19 protein-coding genes are annotated in these 21,341 nt (G+C 50.6%); 6 read left to right on the top strand and 13 right to left on the bottom strand.

Annotated elements, in window-relative coordinates; translation table 11 throughout:
- Window positions 1-36 precede the first annotated feature (36 nt).
- The 3 genes from ACJAYR_RS03765 to tsaB all read right to left on the bottom strand — a co-directional run bounded on the left by ACJAYR_RS03765 (window position 37) and on the right by tsaB (window position 1,796).
- On the bottom strand, window positions 37-453 hold the full coding sequence (locus tag ACJAYR_RS03765) for a MucR family transcriptional regulator (RefSeq protein WP_415235356.1): 417 nt from the start codon (window positions 451-453) through the stop codon (window positions 37-39).
- Window positions 454-624: 171 nt separating this feature from the next.
- Entirely contained in the window at window positions 625-1,092 is a 468-nt protein-coding gene (gene rimI, locus ACJAYR_RS03760) for a ribosomal protein S18-alanine N-acetyltransferase (RefSeq protein WP_415235355.1), read from the bottom strand.
- A complete protein-coding gene (gene tsaB / locus ACJAYR_RS03755; RefSeq protein WP_415235354.1) occupies window positions 1,089-1,796 on the bottom strand; it encodes a tRNA (adenosine(37)-N6)-threonylcarbamoyltransferase complex dimerization subunit type 1 TsaB in 708 nt (235 codons plus the stop codon). Before tsaB ends, rimI begins: the two co-directional genes overlap by 4 nt.
- Window positions 1,797-1,911: 115 nt before the next feature.
- On the opposite strand from tsaB, the gene ddpX reads away from it, so the two are divergent.
- Genes ddpX through ACJAYR_RS03740 form a run of 3 tightly spaced genes read left to right on the top strand, consistent with a single transcriptional unit; the run spans window position 1,912 to window position 4,323 of the window.
- Window positions 1,912-2,469: a D-alanyl-D-alanine dipeptidase gene (ddpX, locus tag ACJAYR_RS03750; protein ID WP_415235353.1), complete on the top strand. Its 558-nt coding sequence runs from the start codon at window positions 1,912-1,914 to the stop codon at window positions 2,467-2,469.
- A 14-nt stretch (window positions 2,470-2,483) separates the two neighbouring features.
- A complete protein-coding gene (locus tag ACJAYR_RS03745) occupies window positions 2,484-3,545 on the top strand; it encodes a polysaccharide deacetylase family protein (protein ID WP_415235352.1) in 1,062 nt (353 codons plus the stop codon).
- Window positions 3,546-3,552: 7 nt separating this feature from the next.
- Complete coding sequence (locus ACJAYR_RS03740) at window positions 3,553-4,323, top strand: HpcH/HpaI aldolase family protein (protein ID WP_415235351.1); 771 nt, start codon at window positions 3,553-3,555, stop codon at window positions 4,321-4,323.
- Here ACJAYR_RS03740 and ACJAYR_RS03735 read toward each other — a convergent pair.
- From ACJAYR_RS03735 to ACJAYR_RS03710, 6 genes are all read right to left on the bottom strand, one after another.
- The gene (locus ACJAYR_RS03735; protein ID WP_415235350.1) at window positions 4,308-5,339 is read right to left on the bottom strand and encodes a glucosaminidase domain-containing protein; all 1,032 of its coding nucleotides are present in this window, start codon (window positions 5,337-5,339) and stop codon (window positions 4,308-4,310) included. The genes ACJAYR_RS03740 and ACJAYR_RS03735 overlap by 16 nt on opposite strands.
- Before the next feature lie 280 nt (window positions 5,340-5,619).
- On the bottom strand, window positions 5,620-6,108 hold the full coding sequence (locus ACJAYR_RS03730; RefSeq protein WP_415235349.1) for a universal stress protein: 489 nt from the start codon (window positions 6,106-6,108) through the stop codon (window positions 5,620-5,622).
- Window positions 6,109-6,160: 52 nt separating this feature from the next.
- Window positions 6,161-7,129 carry a DUF2333 family protein gene (locus ACJAYR_RS03725; protein ID WP_415235348.1) on the bottom strand — a complete coding sequence of 323 codons (969 nt, stop codon included), beginning with the start codon at window positions 7,127-7,129 and terminating at the stop codon, window positions 6,161-6,163.
- 97 nt (window positions 7,130-7,226) lie between these two features.
- The gene (gene trpS, locus ACJAYR_RS03720; RefSeq protein WP_415235347.1) at window positions 7,227-8,225 is read right to left on the bottom strand and encodes a tryptophan--tRNA ligase; all 999 of its coding nucleotides are present in this window, start codon (window positions 8,223-8,225) and stop codon (window positions 7,227-7,229) included.
- Between the two features lie 131 nt (window positions 8,226-8,356).
- On the bottom strand, window positions 8,357-9,913 hold the full coding sequence (gene murJ / locus ACJAYR_RS03715; protein WP_415235346.1) for a murein biosynthesis integral membrane protein MurJ: 1,557 nt from the start codon (window positions 9,911-9,913) through the stop codon (window positions 8,357-8,359).
- A complete protein-coding gene (locus ACJAYR_RS03710) occupies window positions 9,910-12,693 on the bottom strand; it encodes a [protein-PII] uridylyltransferase (protein WP_415235345.1) in 2,784 nt (927 codons plus the stop codon). Before ACJAYR_RS03710 ends, murJ begins: the two co-directional genes overlap by 4 nt.
- Before the next feature lie 107 nt (window positions 12,694-12,800).
- On the opposite strand from ACJAYR_RS03710, the gene ACJAYR_RS03705 reads away from it, so the two are divergent.
- Complete coding sequence (locus ACJAYR_RS03705) at window positions 12,801-13,433, top strand: LysE/ArgO family amino acid transporter (protein ID WP_415235344.1); 633 nt, start codon at window positions 12,801-12,803, stop codon at window positions 13,431-13,433.
- On the opposite strand, the gene ACJAYR_RS03700 is transcribed toward ACJAYR_RS03705, so the two are convergent.
- The 3 genes from ACJAYR_RS03700 to mutS form a co-directional block, all read right to left on the bottom strand.
- Entirely contained in the window at window positions 13,430-13,636 is a 207-nt protein-coding gene (locus ACJAYR_RS03700; RefSeq protein ID WP_415235343.1) for a GDCCVxC domain-containing (seleno)protein, read from the bottom strand. The two genes, ACJAYR_RS03705 and ACJAYR_RS03700, sit on opposite strands and share 4 nt — an antisense overlap.
- A gap of 127 nt (window positions 13,637-13,763) precedes the next feature.
- On the bottom strand, window positions 13,764-14,540 hold the full coding sequence (locus ACJAYR_RS03695) for an SDR family NAD(P)-dependent oxidoreductase (RefSeq protein WP_415235449.1): 777 nt from the start codon (window positions 14,538-14,540) through the stop codon (window positions 13,764-13,766).
- Between the two features lie 90 nt (window positions 14,541-14,630).
- On the bottom strand, window positions 14,631-17,300 hold the full coding sequence (mutS, locus tag ACJAYR_RS03690) for a DNA mismatch repair protein MutS (protein WP_415235342.1): 2,670 nt from the start codon (window positions 17,298-17,300) through the stop codon (window positions 14,631-14,633).
- 107 nt (window positions 17,301-17,407) lie between these two features.
- Here mutS and ACJAYR_RS03685 point away from each other — a divergent pair, with 107 nt between their 5' ends.
- Window positions 17,408-19,672: an NADP-dependent malic enzyme gene (locus ACJAYR_RS03685; RefSeq protein ID WP_415235341.1), complete on the top strand. Its 2,265-nt coding sequence runs from the start codon at window positions 17,408-17,410 to the stop codon at window positions 19,670-19,672.
- Window positions 19,673-19,822: 150 nt separating this feature from the next.
- A complete protein-coding gene (locus ACJAYR_RS03680; protein ID WP_415235448.1) occupies window positions 19,823-20,422 on the top strand; it encodes a GNAT family N-acetyltransferase in 600 nt (199 codons plus the stop codon).
- Here ACJAYR_RS03680 and ACJAYR_RS03675 read toward each other — a convergent pair.
- Window positions 20,419-21,341, bottom strand: a 923-nt coding sequence (locus tag ACJAYR_RS03675) for an AMP-binding protein (RefSeq protein WP_415235340.1), incomplete at its 5' end; no start/stop codon positions are given. The genes ACJAYR_RS03680 and ACJAYR_RS03675 overlap by 4 nt on opposite strands.

The raw sequence follows: 21,341 nt of genomic DNA, 5'->3' as shown, positions 1-21,341 counted from the left end.
TATACGATTAGGTATAAGCGGGCCAGAAAAGAAATGCTATTTGGCGACAGCTTTTTTGCGGCGTGTACCCAGCCCGATTTTCTTGGCAAGGTTCCGGCGCTGATTGGCATAATTGGGCGCGACCATTGGATAGTCTGATGGCAGGCCCCAGCGTTGGCGATACTCTTCTGGCGTCATGTTGTAAGCTGTCTTCAGATGGCGCTTCAGCATTTTCAGCTTTTTACCGTCTTCAAGGCATACGATGTAATCAGGCTGTATAGATTTGCGGATGGAAATGGCAGGCTGAGGTCTGTCGCTGATAGGCTCGGACGTTCCAACATTGGCAAGCGTGGAGTATACTTCCCGAATAAGACTCGAAATTTCAGCTGTTTCCAGCGTATTTCTGGACAGATGAGAGGTCACGATGTCTGTGGTCAGAGCAAGGAGCTCCATTTTCTCGATTTTCTCAGACACTTTTTCAATTCCTCCATTAAAAAGTAGAGAGCCTTATAATGTATGCCCTTAATATGTGCAATAGTTGGTAAAGAATAAAGGGGTATGTAAAAATACTTTTCTTCCTTGCGCGTATCTCGTCTTTCCAACTACTTGGAACTGATCAACTGTTTTTATCCATTTGTTGGTATTTCAATGAAAATTGTTTGAATTTAATAGCTTGCTCATGATCAGGGCATCAACCTTCTCTGCCGCTTCTGTGTAATAGTTCTTGCGGCGGCCAGTTACTGAAAAACCTATGTTTTCATATAGTTTTTGGGCTGAAAGGTTAGTCTCTGACACCTCAAGAAAAAGGGTGTTTATGTTTAAACCGGCGAGTCTTTCCTGACCATTTTCAAGTAACTGGGCGCCAACAGTTCTATTTCGATATTCCGGAAGAACCCCGATCGTAATAATTTCAGCTTCCTCCGCGACAAGACGGTAAAAACAGAACCCGACGGGATTGTGATCAAGGGAGGTGATTTGTACCAGCCCGCCCGGAACCGAGAGGAGGCTTTTAAATTCTGCCTCCGTCCAGCCTGGATCAAAGCAGGCCTGATGAAGAGCCGCGATAACAGGGGCGGCTGTTTCTTCTGTCAGATAATCGTGGGAGAGCCTCATTCTTTTCCCTTGAAAGGATCGATGCCGCCGGGAAGTTTGGCATCTGGAGAGCGTAAATAAAGCGGTGCGGGTGGCTCTGTAACCGTCTCAAAACCGCGATGGGCGGCGATGCGTCCCACATGAGAGGCATCAGGATTTTCCGGTAGATCCAGAATTTCGAACGAAAGCGCCTCCAGCATTCCTGCCTCTTGAAGAAGTCCGGTGCCGCTTCCCAAAAGAACGAAGGGCTCTTTTGGTAAAAAACCGGTGACATTTTTTATAGGAACGGCTCTGGCGGGGGCCAGCGGGACCGGTGAGGTGGAAAGAGATTGCGGATCGAACGACTGAAGATAGACTTCCTGTCGCCGGGCATCGATGGCGACGGTTACCGGGCGCGTTTGATGCTGATCCGCTGAAACCGACGCTGCTAGCGCTTCAAGTGTGGTTATACCAAGGGCGGGGATCCCGGCGGCCAATGCCATGCCCCGTGCTGCGGACAAGCCAATTCGCAATCCGGTAAACGTGCCGGGCCCGACAGAGACAGCGATACCATTGAGTTGGGCAAAGTCAAGATGGCACTCTGTCATCATGTCACGAACCATGGGAAGAAGCTTCTCCGCATGTCCGCGCGCTCTCGGCTCACTTCTTTTAAGAAGCGTCTCGGTGTTTTCCATAAGGGCCACCGAGCAGGCGTTGAGTGCCGTATCAAGTGCAAGTATCTTCATTGCCTTTAAGTCCATGTCCCTGTAGGCTTTTGTCCGCGTGAAAGGCTAGGCCATATCACACCTTAAAGCACCTGTCTGGTGGAAAAAAAGAATTTGAGCATTTCACAGGGATGTTATGACACTTGTAGAGATTACCAAAGCTCACTTTGATGTGGCGCTGGATATTCGCTATGCGACTGATAATAATTTTACAGGCGCCCCCATTTATACCCGCCAAGCCTGCTATTTGAATGAAGAGGCGGCTGATAAGCTGGCCACTGCAATCCGCCTTGCCAAATCCATGGGATATCGGTTCAGGCTCTTTGACGGCTTTCGGCCAACGGAGGCAGTTCAAGCGCTGTGGGATCATACACCCAACCCGCATTATCTGTCCCATCCTGCCAATGGTTCGCCGCATTCGCGGGGGGCGGCAATAGATCTGACATTGCTGGACGAGGCGGGCGAGGCATTGGAGATGGGGACCGAGTTTGACGCTATGACGCCCCTATCCCATCATGGGGTCACGGAAGTGTCGGCGGAAGCCCAGCAAAATAGAGCCTTGCTGCTTGGGATTATGAGTGCGGCCGGCTGGGATTTTTATATGAACGAATGGTGGCATTATCAGTTGTTCAAACCGCGCCGCTTTGCGACCTTGTCTGATAAGGCTGCGGGAACAAGAATGATGCAGGAATAACATAGAGACCGCTTATGAAGAAAAATACAAATATGACGAAACTGGGACATATTGGCCGCCAGATCTTATTGGCTGCCAGCGTATTCGTGCCTTTGATCGCGCTGCCCGGCCTAGCGGCGGCGGCTGATTGGGCCAGCGTTATTATGTATCATCGATTTGGCGATGGTAAATATCCCAGCACCAATATCAAACTCGATCAGTTCAAAGAGCATCTGCAGGAACTGAAGGCGCAAAAATACACAGTTCTGCCGTTGGGCCAGATCGTCGATAAAATCCAAAGTGGTCAGGCTCTCCCGGATCGCACTGTTGCGATTACGATCGATGATGCGTATTTGTCGGTCTATGAAAATGCCTGGCCCCTGCTGAAAGAAGCGGGATTCCCCTTTACGATTTTTACGTCAACAGATGCGCTGGATAAAAAAATTCCGGACTATATGAGCTGGGCGCAGCTTAAAGAAATGGTCGATGCGGGTGTTTATGTAGGGCATCATACAGCGACCCACCGTCATTTACCGGCGCTTAGCATCGAACAGGTGAAAGAAGACATTCAGCGTGCCAGCGCAAGTTTTGAAAAACAGCTTGGCTTTGTCCCCGGTATATTGGCGTATCCTTACGGGGAATATGGCCGCGAAATTAAAGACGTGGTCAAGCAAGCCGGATTTAAAGCAGCCTTTGGACAGCAGTCGGGTGTTTTTTATTCTGGATCTGACATGTACGGGTTGCCCCGATTTGCCTTGAGTGAGGCCTTTGGATCAATTGGTCGATTGCGTTTGGCCGCGAATGCCATGCCGCTGCGGGTCAAACAAGTGATGCCAAAAGACAATATTTTGAAGCGAAATCCGCCCGCCTTTGGTTTCACATTGGCGGAACAATATTCTAACCTGAACCAGTTGTCCTGTTTTTCGTCTAACCAGTCCGGCGGCGCCGTCCCGATTGAACGGTTAGGAAATGCCCGGGTTGAGGTTCGGCTGAGTAAAGCCTATTCAGCCGGTCGCGGACGGATCAACTGCACATTGCCGGGGCCGGAAGGCCGGTATCGCTGGTTCGGTGCCCTATTTTATATTCCAAGGAGATAACGCCATTATGAACCGCATTGGTAAGATAAAAAAAACGTTGGCTGCGGGCCAGAAAGCCAAGGGGTGCTGGTTGTTCACCGGATCGGCTGATCTGGCTGAAATAATTGGCGGTGCCGGTTTTGATGCCATTATGATTGATCACGAGCATGGAAGTGGCAATTTACCTCAGGCAATCGATCAGCATCGGGCCATTCGATGCGCCGGTGATACCAGCGTATTAATGCGCATTCCGTCCAACGATCCGGTTGCCGTAAAACGGGCGCTGGATGCCGGGATGGAAGGGATCATGTTTCCTGCTGTCAATACGGCAGAGCAAGCCCGCGCGGCCGTTGCCGCCTGCCGATATCCGCCAAACGGCACCCGCGGTGTCGGTCTTGGTGCGGCACGGGCGGCCGCTTATGGGCGCGACAAAGAACGCTATCTTGAAGAATTTGAAGACAAGCTTCTTATTATTTGTCAGATCGAAAGCAAGGAGGCGGTCGGCAATATTGAGGAAATCGCGGCTGTGGACGGCGTTGATATGCTGTTTATTGGGCCCTATGACCTGTCAGGCAGTATTGGCAAACCCGGCTGGTTTGACGATCCGCAGGTCATCGCACAATTTGAAGATGCCCGCGATAGAATTAAGGCAAGCGGTAAATGGCTTGGTTGTATTTCGAGTGGTGCCGAGCGGACCAATGAAATGTTTGCGGAAGGTTTTGATTTTCTTCTGTGCGCGGCCGAGACAACTCTGGTTTCAACCGGTGCACAGGAACTTCTTGATCAGTTGAAAAGCTGAGCAACCTCTTCTTTTTTGAGGCTGGCATTGTCAAATTGCTCCAGGTTGTTGACCCGGATGAGCATTTGCAATGTTGCCGTATAATCGTCGCCGCGCTCTGAATAGGACTGCAGAGCCGTGGCGACGTCATAGCCATTGGCCTTTCCATACAGACTCTTCAGAAAAGAGCGCTGCTGGCGAAATTCTTCATAAGCGCTGAAACTGTTCAGGTTCCGGGCGTAATCACGAATTGACGAGACAAGAGCATCATAGGCTTTTACTTCGTAGTTCGCGCCTTCTTCCCGCTCAACCGGAATAAGGCCGTCTCCCGTAGACCAGACCCGCTGGCCAAAAAGGGCGTTGCCTTCGCGGGCAAAACGAGAGGTTCCCCAGCCGCTTTCTTCAATACTTTGTGCCAAAGCGAGGGAGACCGGAATTGTATCGACCCGTGCAGACAAGTCAGCGAGGTTTTTTGTGCTGCCTTTATATTTCTTCGCCAGACGGCGCAGCCAGCGTTTGTCCTTCGAACTGATATCCTGTCGGTGAGATCGCGCGGTTATAATGCGCTCAAGGCGTTGTCGCTCGGCCTGGATCTCTTCGTTGACTTTTAGAATGAGGGGAAGCGCCAAAGATAAAAAGACCCGTTTTCGTTCATCAACCTGAGTGATGTCCAGAATATCGACGGGCATCTGCTCAACAAAATAACGGGGAACTTCCCGGCCAAAACGGATGGCATCCAGATCAAAAGACATGCCAGACCATTTTTGATCCAGAGACACGACGTTCACCTGATGGGGTTGCTCTACATATGGCAGGTCTGCAGGTCGGGTTAAAGGAACCGGAACAGACAGCATCGCCAATTTGTCTGGATCGACCGCGTCACTCGAAACCACGGCATAGGGCTTCGGCATTTTTGCGGCGGCACTTTGCTGAGACGGATAAGTACCGAAATCAGTTGCCACGTAAAGACCAGCAACGCCCAATACGAGCACTGTGGCAAGTCGAGCTGATTTGAATAAAGTCGTTATCTGATGCATTAAGATTTCGTCACACAAGTTGTACCCGTTGAAACGAGCCTGATTGTAACACTATATTCAGTACTGTACAACATTCAAGCATACTAAATAGGGTGTATTTACCTCAAATTTGGGGTAATTCCGCTACAAGAGTTGGGGACTATGTCCTAACAAAAAACGAAATGCAAGTTTTCCCTTAGCAGTGAGAATTGCCACTGTTAATCAATTGTTTACCATATTAGTTTTTCTGAATTTTTCGACAGGGGAAACTTAAAAAAAGAAAGTGATTCATTTTAGAGCGTTAGGTGACGGCATCCAGTTGTTTGTCACTCAGGTTCCCCGGAATAACCGTAATGGGGACCGCAAAGGTGCCTGACATCTCGCCAACAAGGCTTTTGACCAATGGTCCGGGTCCCCCGGAATCGGGAGAGGCGGCAAGGACCAGAATACGGATGTCTGGATCCTCTTCGATAAGCGCCAGAAGCTCGTCCTTTTTATATCCGTCCCGAATAACGAATTCAGGAACGATATTTGTGTCCCGGCGAATGTCGTCCGCAAGGGATTGGAGTAATTCTTCGGCAGCTTCCCGGGCCTCTTCGCGCATGACCTGCTCGACGCCCATCCAATGCTGAAAATCGGGAGGTTCGATTACGTATAGGAGAATTACGCCGCCGCCCACATGCCAGGCTCTACGGCAGGCAAAATGGATTGCAGATTTACATTCGGGTGTCTCATCAACAACAACAAGAAATTTGTTGCGCCGTCCAGGAGACCGGGTTTCATCGTTCATGAAACTTCCATTTGTAATTTCAATCAGCGCTATCCTGCCACCATCAGCGCCTCTATTTCAAGAGAATGTTGCTAATTTCGCGGAGTTGAGTGCGGGCCCGCAAGATATAGAAACCTTGAACAGCCAGGTGATTGGGGAAAAGTTGACCATCAGCTTTGGCATTTGAGATAACATAGGGGTCCAGCTCGACAATCGAGCGAAAGCTGACCAGCATCTGGTTCCAGGCATTTCCAAGTTCTCTCTCGCGGATCAGATTCTCAAAATCCTGCGAAAGGGCTGTAAGGACAGTGTAATAAGCGTAGGCCTGACCTTTGAACCCGTAAAACAGGTCATCGGCTTCGAAATCCACATAGGCACCGGCATGTTCGGCGATATGCTTGTCAATAACGGCGGTTGAAGAGCCGATATCCGATGCAATCCTGTTCAGGGTTGCCTGCAGATTGTCTCCTCTTTTTTCAAAAACCGCCCGGCCATCCGCCAGACGCTGATTGTATGAAATGAGGGCTTTTCGGGCTTTATTATATTGTTTTTCTGAGGACGCCGTCGGCAGCAGAGAAACAGTCGGATCCCAACTCCAGACAGTACCGGAATATTGCAGGAGCCCGGCCGCGGTTTGAAGGTCTTCGTCTGTCTGGCTGGATCCTCTTGTTCGTCCGATCTGGTCGGTCAGTTCGAAGCTGAACCGTGCGAGTGCTGACATAATGCCCTGCTGATAATTAGGCATGTTATCCAACAGTGCGCCCGGCATGAAAAAAGGATCATTGGATGTCCAGCGATTTTGATTGATTTCCCGATCGATCAGGCCTGCCGCTACTTCAACGGCGGCGCTGCCACCCTTAACGGTATTTCTTTCAGCGGGCAAAAAGGTCAGATCGTCATTGATTTTGTGGATCCAGATCATTCCGCCCACATAATAGCCAAAAACAATCAGCAAGAGGAGTAACAGGATTGGCCGCCAGCGGGATAACAGTTTGATTTTACGTGTACCCTGGGCTTCGCCGCCCGTTCCGATTTCACTCATGGTATCTGCCCTGCTTCTTGCTTGGGTGTGAAAAAAATCCTCTTAAGATGTAAGCCTAGACAGGGAAAGTTACAAGTTTTCCCTGTCTAATGCCGGGTTACGCGCCCAGAAATCCAACGATTTCCTTGACTTCTTTTATGATCGGATTGGCAATAGCTGACGCGCGTACGGCGCCTTTTGCCAGAACGTCATCCACATATGCCGGATCGGCCATCAGGCGTTTCATTTCTTCGCCAACAGGTCCAAATTTTTCAACGGCCAACTCTGTCAGTGCAGGTTTGAATACCGAAAATTGTGATCCGGCATATTCCTTCAGTACATCCGCTTTGGACTGACCAGACAGGGCAGCATAAATGCCCACCAGATTAGCCGCCTCTGGGCGATCTTCCAGACCGTCAACAGTTTCCGGAAGGGGATCCGCATCCGTCCGCGCCTTTTTCAGTTTCCGGGCAATATCATCCCGTCCGTCTGTTAGGGCAATGCGCGAATAATCACTTGGGTCGGATTTGGACATCTTCTTGGATCCATCGCGCAAGGACATAACCCGTGTTGCTTCGCCAAAAATCAGGGGTTCGACAATGGGAAAGACCTCTTTGCCGAAATCGTTATTGAATTTTTGCGCAATATCCCGTGTCAGTTCCAAATGTTGTTTCTGGTCCTCGCCGACGGGAACATGGGTTGCTTTATACGCCAGAATGTCTGCTGCCATCAGGGACGGATACGCATACAGGCCAAGGGAAGCATTTTCTCTATTTTTCCCTGCTTTTTCTTTAAACTGGGTCATCCGGTTCAGCCAACCGATACGGGCGACACAGTTGAAAATCCAAGCAAGTTCAGCATGGGCGTGAACGGCGCTTTGCGCAAAAATGATGGATTTTTCAGGATCAACACCGGCGGCGAGATACGCGGCCGCAACTTCGCGGGTATTATTGCGAAGTTCACTTGGGTCCTGCCATACCGTAATTGCATGCATGTTCACGGCACAATAGATGCATTCATAATCATCTTGCAGGCCGACAAAATTGCGGATTGCGCCCAGATAGTTACCCAGATGCAAGTTACCAGTAGGCTGTACGCCAGAAAAAATACGAGACATAAAACGCTCCTCACGCTTTGGACACGGGCCCGGGGTTGCGGCTTTCACCTGAAATCCGCCCGGACTGGAGAAATGGGACAATTCCCAATAGAAAACGGGTTATTGCAGGGCCCTTCGAGTTCGTCAACTGCCTAGGCACTTTTTTGTCGGGAGAGCATGGATTTAATGTCTGACAGACGGGCGGCTCCGAACAACAGCGCGCCAATGGCGAACACGAGACCTCCGCCTAGAACCAGAACGGCAAGGCCAACAACCTGAAGAAGAAGCGGGCCTTGAAGCAGGGGCGCCAGAACGGGTTGTATGAAATAGAGGGCCGCAGCCATCCACCCGCTGGATAAAAGCGTTGCACTGACCCGAAGCCAAAGGCGCCTGTCGGCTTTGTATTGGCCTTTGCGCCTTAGCATTATCAGCAGGGTGGCCGCGTTCATCCACGCCGCAACAGATGTTGCCAGCGCAATGCCCACATGGGCGAGGCTTTCAAGCAGTAGCAAACTAAGCGTTACATTGATGATCATGGCGATCACCCCAATGACCACCGGTGTCGTGGTATCTTCACGGGCAAAAAATCCTGGCGCATAGACTTTGGTCAGCACATAGGCGGGAAGGCCACTTGAGAAAGCGATTAATGCTTCTGACGTGATCCGGGCGGCCTCAGAATCAAACGCGCCATGTTGAAAAAGGACAATAACAATCGGTTCAGCAATCATCATCAATGCAGCCGCTGCGGGCAGGGTGAAAAGCATCGAAAGTTCAACAGCCCGGTTCATGGTATCAAGGGCAGGGCCGCTATCGCCGGCCCGCAACTGGCGCGACAGCATCGGCAGTAACGCGGTGCCAACGGCAATACCGATAACCCCCAGCGGCAACTGATAAATCCGGTCTGCATAATAAAGGGCTGAAATCGACCCTGTTGCGAGTAAAGAGGCGATAATGGTTCCAACAAGGATATTGATTTGCAAAACGCCAGCCCCGAGTAGACCGGGGAGCATCAATTGAAACAGGCGTTTGATTTCCGGGGTAAATCGAGGCCGCTGCAACGGGGGGAAAATATTTTCTTTTTTGCAGGCGATGACCAGATAAATGACCTGGGCGACACCTGCGGCTGAAACGCCCCAGACCAGAACCAGACCTGCCTCGTAAACGGGAAACAGGATCTGTATTACCAGAAGGCCGCTTAAAATGATGTTGAGCAGGATCGGCGCTGCCGACATGGCGGCAAAGCGGTAAATTGCGTTTAGCATACCCCCCAGCAAGGCGACTATCGCCATGGCAATCAGGTAAGGAAAAGTAATGCGTGTGTAGGTAACCGCCAGTTCAAACCGATCGCCGCCAATTTCAAAGCCCGGTGCCAGAAATTGCATCAGAAATGGCATGAAAACCATGAAGGCAATTGAAAATATGAGCAGAAATCCGGTCAGGAAACCAAGCGCGTGGGACGCAAATTCCAGCGCGTTTTTATTATCCCCGTCTTCCAGTTTTCGCGAAAACAGAGGAACAAAAGCGGCTGAAAACGCGCCTTCCGCCACCAGCCGGCGAAACATGTTAGGAATGCGAAAGGCAACAAAAAAAGCGTCCGAAACCGGCCCGGCCCCCAGAACAAATGCAACAAGGATATCGCGGGTAAAGCCCAATATGCGGCTGACCATAGTAAAGCCGCCAACGGTGGCGACAGATCGAAACAGGCTCACGATGTATTCTTTTCCAAACTGCTGGTTTTACTTTTTTTGGACTTTTTCTTTTCTGGCCCTTCTAGCGCCAGCATAAGTTTACGTTCGATATTCTTTATCTTCACTTTGTTGGTGATTTTAAGGCCAAACATGTCTTTCACGTAAAAAACGTCAACCACCCGTTCTCCGAAAGTGGAAATATGAGCCGAAGCAATTGTGACCGATAAGGTAAACAAGGTGCGCGTCAAGTCGGCCAGCAGGCCGGGGCGATCCCGCCCGCGGACTTCAATAACAGTATGAATATTGGACGCGACATTATTGACCAGAACCGACGGTTCCGCCTTAAAGACACGGGTGCGGCTTGGAATAGATGATTTTTTGCGTTTTTCCAGCTCCAGATGAGCCTTCACTTTACCGCTTAAAGTATCTCTGATGGCTGTCCGCAGCTTATCCATGCGACCATATACGTCCCCTTCATGGTCCTGAACAACAAAACTATCCAACGCCATGCCATCGGTTGTCGTGTGGATTTTGGCATCGACAAAATTGGCCCCGGACAGGGACATGGCTGCGGCAATCCGGGCGAACAGACCTGGATGGTCTGCTGTATAGACCGTGACTTCCGTGACCGAACGAAACGGGTCACTATGGGCTTCGATGGTCAAGGTATCGCCGGCAGCATCCGCCTTCTTCAACATTTCTGCATGGAGGATCTGGGTTTCCAGACTGGTAGCAACCCAATAGGACTCGTAGAAGCGATCTAAATGCTTGTCCATTTCCTCTTCGGACCAGGTTGGCAAGGCTGCGCGTAATTCTTCTTTTTTGTGGCGTGCCCGATCAGCACGCCCTTCGGAAACATGGCCGCCGGTCAAAGCCGTTTCGCTTGCGTAATAAAGTTCCCGTAGTAATTGCCCTTTCCAGCCATTCCAGACATTCGGACCAACGGCGCGAATATCAACAACCGTGAGGATAAGAAGCAGTTTTAGCCGCTCTGGGCTTTGAACGATCTGTACAAAGTCTGCGACTGTTTTGGGATCGGCGATGTCTCGCTTGAAAGCAACATTACTGAAAAGAAGATGATAGCGAACCAGCCAGGCAACTGTCTCGGTTTCCGAACGGGACAAGCCGAGGCGCGGACAGACCTTTTCTGCAACTTCCGCCCCCAGAATAGAATGGTCACCGCCTCGCCCTTTTGCGATATCATGCAGAAGCACGGCAACAAACAAAACGTTTCTGGAAATGATTGTGGGCATGATGCGGTGGCTGAGAGGATGATCTTCGGCCAGCGCGCCCTGTTCGATCTGCGCGAGAATGCCAATGGCACGAATGGTATGTTCGTCCACTGTATAGACGTGGTACATATCATGCTGCATTTGTGCAATTACACGGCCGAAATCCGGAATAAATCGCCCGAAAACGCCAGCTTCACTCAGGCGTCTCAAGGTGGTTTCAGGATCTTTTTTACTGGTCAGCATTTCCAGAAATAATCGGTTGGCTTCCGGATTTAGCCGGACTTTTCGATTGATCAGTTTCAGGTTCTGACGAATAAGCCGCAGGGCCTCTGGATGGACATCAAAGTCCTTTTGCTGGGCCACATGAAAGAGGCCAAGGATCTTGACCGGATCTTCTTTGAATTCATCTTCTGAAATGAAGTTCAACCGGCCGCCTTCGGCGGAATAGCCTTTGACTTTCCGTCTCAGAAGACCCAGACCGGGTATAGGAAGGCGGTTCTTTTTCTGTTGCTCCGCTTCCAGATTGGCACAGAATATTCGGGTCAGATCCCCCACATCCTTTGCCACCAGAAAATAGTGCTTCATAAAGCGTTCAACGCCCAGCGCCCCGGCGTGATCTTTATAGCCCAACCGGGATGCCAATTCTGTTTGGACATCGAAGGTTATGCGTTCTTCCGGTCGGTCTGTCAGGTAATGCAGGTGGCAGCGGACCGTGCGCAGGAAGTTTGAGGCTTTCTGAAACCGCCGCCGTTCAGCCTGTGTAAAGGCGCCTCGGGACAGCATTTCAGGAATACTGGTCGTGCTGTAAATGAATTTGGCAATCCAGAAAAGTGTCTGGATATCTCGTAGGCCGCCTTTGCCTTCTTTGATATTAGGCTCGACGACGTATCGGGAATTTCCGAACCGTTCGTGGCGTTCATCGCGCTCTGCAAGTTTTGCTTCGATAAACTGCTTTCCATTGCCGGAAATAATGTCTTTGAAATATTTTTCCCGCAATTCATTGGACAGGTCCTGATCTCCCCAAACATACCGTGCTTCCAGCAGGGCTGTTTGTATGGTGATGTCTTTTTTCGCAAGGCGAATACATTCATCCGGTGTCCGGGTGGAATGCCCCACCTTCAGTCCAAGATCCCAAAGGAGGTACAGGCAAAACTCAATAACCTGTTCACACCATGACGTTTGCTTGTACGGAAACAGAAAAAGCAGATCAACATCGGAATGAGGTGCCAATTCGCCCCGTCCATAACCACCGACGGCCAACAGAGAGAGTTTTTCCTCCGAGGTGGGATTGTTCAATGGATATACATGAACACTCGCCACATCGTAAATGGTCCGGATTAACTGATCGATCAGAAAGCAGGTCGCATGCATGGAAGGGCGGCCTTTGTTATTGGCCATGAAGCGACGTTTGATTTCTGCCTGTCCGCTGGACAATGTATCTTTCAGCAGCTGAAGAAGAGCGGTTCGAAAATCAAACCCTTGCGGGTCATGTTCTTCTGCCAATTTACTGATTTGGGCGACGATTGTCTTGCGATCAAAGATGGCTCGCTGATTGGGAACTTTATCCATACGGTTTCAATTCTTGCGCTTCTTCGTGTTGCTGTATAGATTTTTTATATCACATTCGGACAGTTTATCAGTAACTTCCTCCTGATTTTGGGAATTTCGACGAATATATGTCAATTGCAGCTTTTGCAAATGGTGCGCTTCTTGGCGGCGCCTTGATTATTGCCATTGGCGCTCAGAATCTATTTGTTCTGCGTCAGGGAATTGCACGGGATCAGGTTTTTATCGTGTGTCTGGTTTGTTCGTTGATTGACGGCACATTGATTGCGGCGGGCGCGTTGGGCCTTGGGACATTGATTGCGACTCTGCCCTGGCTGGTGACGCTGGCAAGTTGGGGCGGTGTTGCGTTTTTGCTCATTTTCGGAGGGATAGCGTTGTTCCGTGTGTTTATCCCAAAACCGGTTGATACGTGGGTCGACGAGCCACCGACCTCCAGTGTTAAAAAAGCGATCATGCTGACTCTGGCCTTTGGATTGCTTAATCCGCATGTCTATTTGGACACAGTCATATTACTGGGCGGAATTGCATCGGCCTATGCGTTTGATCTGCGCCTGTTTTTCGTTGCTGGGGCGGTTCTTGTGTCTTTTGCCTGGTTCTTTTTCCTAGGCTATGGCGCGCGGCTCATGGCGCCGATCATGAAGCATCCAGCGGGCGCACGGCTTTTGGATCTTCTTGTGGCAGTCATGATGTTTGTGGTTGCGGCCAGTCTGGTCCATGATCAGATGGTAAAGGGTGCTTTTTAACAGCAGTCTTTTCCCTGTTGGATCGGCGGGCAGGCAACATCCCCATAGCTGCAAAAAACACAGCAATCGCCAGCTTTCGGTTTTAACAGGGATTGGCAGCCCTTGCAGTCGTAAAACCATTGGCAGGCATCGACAGGCATGGTTTCCTTTTCAACATGTCCGCATTTGGGACAGGTGATTGTGGATGTGGGAATATAATTCATGACGCCCTCAAAAGATCAAACAGCCAACTTTGTGGTCCTGTTTTTAATGGCTTGACGGGCTTGATTGCCCTGTCAGCCTATCGTAACGGGGAAAGGCTGACAGGGCGAATAACATTCTGGTGACGCGTTAGACGATTGTCTGACCACCATCTATTACCATGGTGTGACCGGTCATGAAGCTTCCGGCTTTTGACGCCATGAAAACAGCGGCACCCGCAATTTCTTCAGGTTCGCCAATCCGTTTCAGGGGTGCCCGGGATGTCGCTTTTTTAAGGATTTCGGGGTTTTCCCAAAGGGCACGGGCAAAGTCAGTCCGGATGAGGCCAGGGGCAATCGCATTGATCCGCACGTTATCCGGTCCATGTTCCACGGACAGGTTGCGCACCAGCTGCATATCAGCGGCTTTGGAGATGCAATAAGCGCCCAGTTCCGCAGAGCCTTTCAATCCACCGATGGAGGAGACAATAATGATGGCACCGTCTTTGCGCGCCTTCATTTCCGGCAAGACCATATTACAAAGCCAATGGTTCGATTTGATATTGGCGCTCATAATTTTATCAAACGCATCATCCGGGCAATCCATTGCTGGTCCGAAATACGGGTTCAGGGCTGCATTACACACCAGAACATCGATCTGACCCATTTTATCGTGCGCTTCGTCGACCAGGTTCTGAAGGCTTTCCTTCGAGTTAATGTTTACGGGAATGACGATCGCACTTCCGGCGCATCCATCGGGAAGGCTGGCATTGATTTCTTTGGCGACTTCTTCGCAGACATCTGCTTTCCGGCTGGAAATCGTGACTTTTGCACCGGCCAGCGCCATCTGATGTGCAATTGATTTTCCGATCCCTTTACTGGACCCAGTGATAACAACATTTTTCCCGGTTAAATCAAACATCAGGATACTCCCATTTTCATTTTTATTGTGTTTATTTGACTGATAAACGCAGATTAAAGACAAATTGATAATTTGTCATCTTTATGTTGCGCTGCGTTATTCGGGCGGTAAAAGTCCTTTTAATTCATAAAGTAAAGTCTGCGCTTCTCGCGGGGAAAGATCGTCAATGCTGATCTCTTTCAGTTTCTCCTCAACATCAGAGGGACCGTTGGATGATGCCGGTTGAGATACTTCTTCAACTACCGCCGCAAACAATGGCAGATCATTGGCAAGACGGGTTGTCGCTGAATTCTGGTCTTTCTCTTCAAGATGGCTGAGAACGCTTTCTGCGCGTTTGACAACGGCTTTGGGCAAACCTGCCAGTTTGGCAACCTGAATACCATACGACCGATCAGCAGAGCCTTGACCCACTTCGTGCAGAAAAATCACATCACCTTTCCATTCCCTGACCAGCATACAATGATTGGACAATGCCGGTAATTTGGCGGAAAGGGCGGTTAATTCGTGATAGTGGGTTGCAAACAGCCCACGACATTTATTAATGTCGTGGAGATTTTCCACCGTAGCCCACGCAATGGACAAGCCGTCAAACGTGGCTGTGCCGCGACCGATTTCATCTAGAATAACCAATGCGCGTTCACCGGCCTGATTGAGAATAGCCGCGGTTTCCACCATTTCGACCATGAAGGTCGATCGCCCGCGCGCCAGATCATCAGCGGCGCCCACACGGCTGAATAATCGATCAACAACCCCAATATGAGCCTTTTCGGCAGGGACGTAGGCACCGATTTGGGCAAGTACGGCAATCAGGGCATTCTGCCTCAAAAAGGTACTTTTACCCGCCATGTTCGGACCGGTTAAAAGCCATAACCGGTGATCATCGCTGAGGCTACAATCATTGGCGATAAATTTACCTTCATTGCCTGCCTCAAGGGCAGCCTCGACGACGGGGTGTCGCCCACCTTCAATATCAAACTTCAGGCTGTCATCAATCAGCGGCCGACTATAATTTTTTTCTACGGCGAGTTCCGCATGGCTTGCCGCAACATCTAACGAGGCCATGGCTTCAGCTGCTGACAGGATCTTGCTCGCATGGGCAAGAATAGTCTGGTTCAAACTGTCATACAGTTCCATTTCGAGGGCAAGTGCCCGTTCTGCCGCTCGCGAGATTTTATCTTCAAGTTCTCCCAGCTCCACCGTTGTATAGCGAATGGCGTTGGCCATGGTTTGGCGATGAATAAAATCGTCACCCATATTGTCAGCAAACCGAGGCGTAACCTCGATAAAATATCCCAGAACATTGTTATGTTTGACTTTAAGCGAGGGAACGTTCGCTTTGGCGGCATAGTTAGCCTGAAGGTTGGCAATATGTCGCCGGCTTTCATCGCGCAGCGCCTTTAGTTCGTCCAGATCGAGCCTGTATCCTTTAGCTACAAAGCCGCCATCGCGGGCAAGAAGGGGCAAGTCTGCAGACAGAGCCCGGGTCAATTCGTCAACAAGGTCAGCGTGAAAGCCAAGCTGTTCTGCCGCGGCGTCAATTCCCCGGCGTTCAGTATCGATATCCAGTTGGGTCAACGTCGCGCGAAGGTTGGCGGTTTCGGCAAGCCCATCTCGAACAGCCGCCATATCACGGGGCCCGCCGCGTCCAAGCGACAATCGGCTCAAGGCACGTTCCATATCGGGGCAGCGCCGCAGGATCGTGCGAAGGGCTTCGCGCCGGGCGGTGTCGCGGATAAAATAATCCGTCATCTCCAGCCGGTAATAAATATCATCGGGCCGGGTAAGCGGACTGGACAAATCAGCACCCAGCCTGCGGGCGCCGGCCCCTGTGATGGTTCGGTCAATAACCCACAGCAAACTACCCTGCCGCTCGCCGTTCATGGTACGGGTCAGTTCCAGATTGCGGCGGGTTGCCCCATCAATGGACATAACATCCGTTGATGCCTGCTTTAAAGGGGCTTTGATATGTGGAAATTTGCCTTTTTGGGTGAGCTCTACATAATCAACCAGCGCCCCGCAGGCGGCAAGTTCAGCCCGGTTAAAATGACCAAATGCATCCAGCGCAGAAACTTTAAAGAGGGCCTTCAGTCGCCGTTCCCCATTTTGGCTGTCAAAACGGACCGAGGGAAGGGGGGTCAGTTCTTTGTCCCAATCTTCAAAAACAGGGCCGAGTTGAGCATCGTCGAGCCATTTATCCGATAACAGGATTTCGCCCGGCATCAGGCGGGCCAGTTCTGTCTGGATGTCCAGTTCCGCGACAGTGCTGTAAAAAAATTCGCCGGTCGACATATCTGCCCAGGCAAGAGCGTGATCTTTTCCGACCCGGGCAACGGACGCCAGAAAGTTATGAGAGCGGGCATCAAGAAGATTGTCTTCTGTAATTGTGCCTGGCGTGACCAGCCTGACCACATCGCGGGCCACAACGGATTTGTGACCCCGTTTTTTTGCTTCGGCCGGGCTTTCCGTCTGTTCTGCAACAGCGACCCGGTGGCCTTTGCGGATCAGGCGTTGAAGATAGCCATCTGCTGAATGAACCGGAACCCCACACATCGGAATGTCCAGCCCGTCATGCTTTCCGCGTTTGGTCAGGGCGATATCAAGGGCTGCCGAGGCAATTTCAGCGTCTTTGAAAAACAGCTCATAGAAATCACCCATGCGATAAAAAAGAAGGCTATCAGGATAGCCTTCCTTTATTGCTAAATATTGCGCCATCATGGGCGTGACAGACTTATTCTGTTGCGACTTTGTTTTTACTACTGTAGGCATGAATGAAAACTATCATAGACGCCGGTTTTGCCAACTCATTTGTCAGAAATTTTTTTTAACGGAGAGTTTGGTCGCCGGGACAAGAAAGAAACTGAGGAAACAGTGAAATGAGTGACAAGCGGGATTCCAGCCAATATGACGAAGCGCTGCGATATCATGCGCAAGGCAAACCAGGTAAATTAGAGATTGTTGCGACCAAAGCCGTTGCAACCCAACATGATTTATCACTCGCCTATTCTCCGGGGGTTGCGGCACCCTGTCTGGCCATAGCAGAAGACCCGGATACTGTTTACGACTTTACAACCAAAGGAAACCGGGTTGCGGTTATCTCGAACGGAACGGCTGTTCTGGGTCTTGGGAATCTGGGGGCTCTTGGCTCCAAACCTGTGATGGAAGGAAAAGCGGTTCTTTTCAAGCGCTTTGCCGATCTGGATTGTTTTGATCTGGAACTGGATACTGAAGACGTGGATGAATTCGTCAACTGCGTCCGCTTGATGGGTCCAAGTTTTGGCGGCATTAATCTGGAAGATATCAAAGCCCCCGAATGTTTCATCATTGAACAGCGTTTGCGCGAAGAAATGGATATTCCGGTTTTTCATGATGATCAGCACGGAACAGCAATTATCTGTGCGGCCGGTGTTATTAACGCGCTGGACCTGACGGGCCGTGATATAAAAAATACCAAAGTCGTCGTAAACGGCGCGGGCGCTGCTGCAATTGCCTGTCTTGAATTGATCAAGGCGATGGGCCTGCCCCATGATAAAGCCATCCTGTGTGATACCAAGGGTGTGATTTACAAAGGCCGTGAAGTGGGCATGAATCAGTGGAAGTCGGCCCATGCTGTTGAAACAGAAGCGCGGACGCTTGAAGAAGCAATGGTCGGTGCTGATGTCTTCCTGGGCCTGTCGGTCAAGGATGCGGTGTCTAAGGAAATGGTCAAGGAGATGGCGGCCAAGCCGATTATCTTTGCCATGGCTAATCCCGATCCGGAAATTCGCCCCGAGGAAATTGCTGAAGTGCGCGGGGATGCAATTGTTGCAACAGGGCGCTCTGATTATCCCAATCAGGTAAACAATGTGCTGGGTTTTCCGTATATCTTCAGAGGGGCGTTGGACGTGCGTGCAACAACCATCAATGAAGAAATGAAAATTGCAGCCGCCGAAGCCATTGCAGAATTGGCCCGTGAAGATGTACCCGATGAAGTGGCAGCTGCTTACAAGGGAAATCGGCCCGTTTATGGTCCAGATTATATTATTCCTGTGCCGTTTGATCCGCGCCTTATTACACATGTTCCAACGGCGGTTGCCAAAGCGGCGATGGATAGTGGCGTCGCCCGCAAGCCGATCATTGATGAAACAGCCTATCGTAACATTCTGCGGGCGCGACTGGATCCAACCGCCGGATCGTTGCAGTTGATCATGGATGAAGTCCGCGCCGCGCCGCGCCGAGTGGTTTTCGCGGAAGGTGAGGAAGAAAAGGTTATCCGGGCTGCCATTGAATTCCAAAAAGCCGGATATGGTGTTCCTATTTTGATTGGCCGTAAAAAGTTTATCGAAGAAACCATGTCGGAAATCGGGATCGATAGCCTGGAAGGTGTCGAGATTTACAATGCCCGTGAAATGGAAGATCGTGAGAAATATCACGATTTTCTCTACAAGCGTTTGCAGCGTAAAGGTTATATTTTCCGGGATTGTGTGCGACTGGTGAACCGGGATCGGAATATTTTCGGTGCCTGCATGGTTGCCCTCGGGGATGCCGACGCTATGGTAACGGGCGTAACCCGCCGTTTCTCTGGCGCGTATAAAGATGTTCGTAAGGTTATCGATGCAAAAGAAGGCCAGAATACCATTGGTGTATCCATTGCGGTTGGCCGGGATAGAACGGTTTTTATTGCCGATACAGCTGTAACAACCTTGCCCGATGCAGGCGAACTGGTGAAAATTACCAAAGAAGCAGCAGAAGTTGCACGCAGGCTTGGTCATGAGCCGCGGGTTGCCTTGCTATCTTATTCAAACTTTGGCAATCCAGCCCATGTGACTTCTGAACAGATCCGGGAAGCCGTTCGGATGCTTGATCAGGAAGAACTGGATTTTGAATATGATGGTGAAATGTCCGCAGATGTGGCGTTGAACCCCGATATCATGGCACTTTATCCGTTCTGTCGATTGTCTGGTCCGGCCAATGTCCTGATTATGCCGGGTCTGCATTCCGCGCATATCACATCCAAACTGATGCCCGTTCTTGGGGATACAGAAGTTATTGGACCGCTGCTGGTTGGCTTGTCCAAGCCGGTGCAGATTGTGCCGATTGGTGCGACGGTTTCAGATCTTGTTAGCATGGCAGCGCTGGCTGCACATGAGGCTGGTCAGTAAATCAACAGATCATTCTGATGCTTTTGAAAAGCCGCCTCGAAAGGGCGGCTTTTTTGTTGGCACTGTGTGAAGTTGTCAATTGGCTCTTTCACGGTGGGCTAAACATTTCTAAACACAGGCAACGGATCCCTGTTCTTTAGGAAAAATATGATGCCTTGGATACACCCCCTGACCTTATCGGACGCGCGTGTCTCGTTAATACCCTTGTCCCACGATCACCATGATGATCTTGTCGAAGCCACACAGGACGGAGACCTTTGGACGCTTTGGTATACCAGTATTCCGGATTCTCACACGATGCGAACAGAAATCGACAGGCGGCTGGGGTTGCTCGAGGCGGGGACAATGATGCCCTTCTCCATTGCCCAGACAGAAAGCGGAAAAGTGGTCGGGATGACAACCTATATGAACATTGATGAGGTTAACCGGCGGGTGGAGATAGGATCAACCTGGTATCGGAAATCCGTTCAGCGTTCCGGACTGAACACCCATGCCAAACGGTTATTGCTCGCTCATGCCTTTGAAACACTGGGGGCCGGCGCCGTTGAGTTTCGGACCCATTTCTTTAACAAGCAAAGCCGTGCTGCGATCGAACGGTTGGGCGCTAAACTGGATGGTATCCTGCGCAACCACATGATCCTGCCGGACGGATCCCGGCGGGATACATGTGTTTACAGCATTATTGAAAATGAATGGCCTGCTGTTCGCACGCATCTGGACTATCAGATCAATCGGCCCAGAATCCGTTAGTTTTCTAACCTTTTGCGAAGGTCTGTTTTAAGGACCTTTCCATAATTGTTTTTTGGTAATGCTTCGAGCATGAAATATTCTTTGGGTCGCTTGAAGCGAGCCATGTGCTCGTTGCAAAAGGCATCCAGCGTTTGCGGATCAATAGACGCGCCTTTTGCCAAAACAAGGAACGCAACGGCTTCTTCTCCCCAGTCGGGATGACGGCGACCGACGACAGATACTTCGTCGATCTTGGAATGAGTGAGCAGGACCTCTTCGATCTCTCGTGGATAGATGTTCGTTCCGCCGGAGATAATCAGATCTTTCGACCGGTCTTTCAACGTAACAAAGCCATCTTCATCAAAGCATCCCATATCGCCGGTATAAAGCCAGCCGTTTCGAATGGTCGCCTGTGTCGCTTCCTCGTTTTTCCAGTAACCCAGCATAACAACATCGCCGCGCACAGTGATTTCGCCCACGGTGCCGATGGGACAGGGCTGGCCCTCTTCATCGACAATACGTACTTCCACATCGGTGCGTTCGGTACCGACGGAGGCCAGTCTCTCAGCCCGCCTTGGATGGTTGTGATTTTCACTGAGTTCCCATTGGGTCAGGACAGTGATGGTCATGGGCGCTTCGCCCTGTCCATATATCTGACAGAATTTAGGGCCAATGGCGTCCAATGCGCGCCTAATATCGGCTTCATACATCGGGCCACCCCCATATACGATCAGCTTGATATTTTCCGTATTTGCCCCTGCAAAAGCGTCACTGCCGATCAGGCGGTGGATCATCGTCGGGGCAAAGAAGAAACAGGAATTGGGATAATGGGCAATCAGGTCCAGTGTTTCGGCGGGATCAAAGCCACCGCTTTCCGGCGTTACCTGTATACCGGCTTTGGCAACAAGTGGAATGCCGTATATGCCCGATCCATGCGTTT

Source organism: Sneathiella sp. (assembly GCF_047631475.1).
Classification (GTDB): domain Bacteria; phylum Pseudomonadota; class Alphaproteobacteria; order Sneathiellales; family Sneathiellaceae; genus Sneathiella.
This window is presented reverse-complemented; position numbering and strand designations above follow the sequence as displayed.